Origin of the sequence: Streptomyces sp. UH6, from assembly GCF_013421635.1 — a bacterium.
Classification (GTDB): Bacteria; Actinomycetota; Actinomycetes; order Streptomycetales; family Streptomycetaceae; genus Streptomyces; species Streptomyces abyssomicinicus.
The window spans coordinates 1-1,772 of record NZ_JACADT010001106.1; the positions used below are offsets into that span (position 1 = coordinate 1).

2 protein-coding genes are annotated in these 1,772 nt (G+C 75.1%); both read right to left on the reverse strand.

The window, feature by feature from the left end:
* Window positions 1-200: 200 nt before the first annotated feature.
* Window positions 201-971: an ABC transporter ATP-binding protein gene (locus tag HW445_RS29695; protein WP_180223911.1), complete on the reverse strand. Its 771-nt coding sequence runs from the start codon at window positions 969-971 to the stop codon at window positions 201-203.
* A 2-nt stretch (window positions 972-973) separates the two neighbouring features.
* Window positions 974-1,735, reverse strand: a complete 762-nt coding sequence (cbiQ, locus tag HW445_RS29700; protein WP_180223912.1) for a cobalt ECF transporter T component CbiQ — start codon at window positions 1,733-1,735, stop codon at window positions 974-976.
* Between the last annotated feature and the right edge of the window lie 37 nt (window positions 1,736-1,772).

The window sequence follows — 1,772 nt, forward strand, 5'->3', positions numbered from 1 at the left end:
CGTCGACGTCCACCTGGTCCACCGTTTCCTCGATCGGGCTCTTCGCACGTCCGTCGTGCCCACCGGCGCAACAAGCGGCCCGGGCACCGGATTCCGCGCCACGGGGTGGCGGCGGTCACAGTGCGGGCGAGACCCCGCCCGCGGTCGCCGTGCCCGCGGTCGCCGCGTGCGGGCGGGGGCCGCGGGCGGGCGGGGGCCGCTCAGCGCGGGGTGAAGCCGAACGGCAGCTCCAGCCGGTGGGCGTGCAGCAGCGTCTCGTCGGCCAGCAGCTTCGGGGTCGGGCCGTCCGCGACGATGGTGCCGCCGGACAGGACCAGCGAGCGCGGGCAGAGCTCCAGCGCGTAGGGCAGGTCGTGGGTGACCATCAGGACGGTGACGTCCAGCGAGGTCAGGATCTCGGCGAGCTCCCGCCGGGAGGCGGGGTCCAGGTTGGAGGACGGCTCGTCGAGGACCAGGATCTCCGGCTCCATCGCCAGCACGGTGGCCACCGCCACCCGGCGGCGCTGCCCGAACGACAGGTGGTGGGGCGGGCGGTCGGCGTGCTCGGCCATGCCCACCCGTTCCAGCGCCCGGGTCACCCGGGCCTCCAGCTCCGCCCCGCGCAGACCCGCGTTGGCCGGGCCGAAGGCGACGTCCTCGCGGACGGTGGGCATGAAGAGCTGGTCGTCGGGGTCCTGGAAGACGATGCCGACCCGCTGTCTGACCTCGGCCATGTGGGCCCGGTCCACGGGCAGCCCGGCCACCCGCACGCCGCCGGCGCCGGCCGTGAGGATGCCGTTGAGGTGCAGGACGAGGGTGGTCTTCCCCGCGCCGTTGGGTCCGAGCAGTGCGACGCGCTCGCCCCGTTCCAGGGCGAAGTCCACGCCGAAGAGGGCCTGGTGGCCGTCGGGGTAGGCGAAGGCGAGGCCGGAGACCTCCAGGGAGTACGGCACGGGGTTCGTCGTCAGGGGGTCGGTCGTCACGGGGTCCATCGTCACAGAGTCCAGGCGGGCAGGCAGACGGCGAGGGCCGTCACGGGCAGGGCCAGCGCGGCCGACCACTGCGCCCGCGTCGCCGCCCGCCCGTCCAGCACCGGCATGGCGCCGGTGTAGCCCCGGCTCACCATGGCCAGGTGGACCCGCTCGCCGCGCTCGTAGGTGCGGATGAACAGCGCGCCGGCCGTCCGGGCCAGCACGCCCCAGGCCCGCGGGCCGCGGGCACGGAAGCCGCGCGACTCGCGGGCGATCCGCATCCGGGCCAGTTCGTCGGCGATGACGTCGCCGTAACGGAGCATGAACGAGGCGATCTGCACCAGCATCGGCGGCATCCGCAGCCGCTGGAGCCCGAGCAGCAGGTCGCGCAGTTCGGTGGTGGCGGCCAGCAGGACGGAGGCGCCGACGCCCAGCGTCCCCTTGGCCAGGATGTTCCACGCGCCCCACAGCCCGGAGACGCTGAGCTGCATGCCCAGCACCTCGGTCCGCCCGCCCTGCGCCACGAACGGCAGCAGCAGGGCGAACGCGACGAACGGCACCTCGACGGCCATCCGCCGCAGCGCGAACCCGGCGGGCACTCGCGCCGCCCGGGCCACCGCCACCAGCAGCAGCGCGTACCCGGCGAACGCCCACACCGCCTCACGGGGCGTGGAGACCACGACGACCACGAAGGCGAGGACGGCGACGAGCTTGGTGTGCGCGGGCAGCCGGTGCACCGGTGAGTGCCCGTGCAGGTGGAGCCGGTGCGCGTGCCCGGAGCCCACGGCGGTCAGGCCTTCCCGTGGCCGGCGGTGCTCTCGC

Coding starts and splice junctions, on each gene's coding strand:
- HW445_RS29695 (WP_180223911.1), bottom strand. CDS start 971: ATGGACCCCGTGACGACCGACCCCCTGACGACGAACCCCGTGCCGTAC.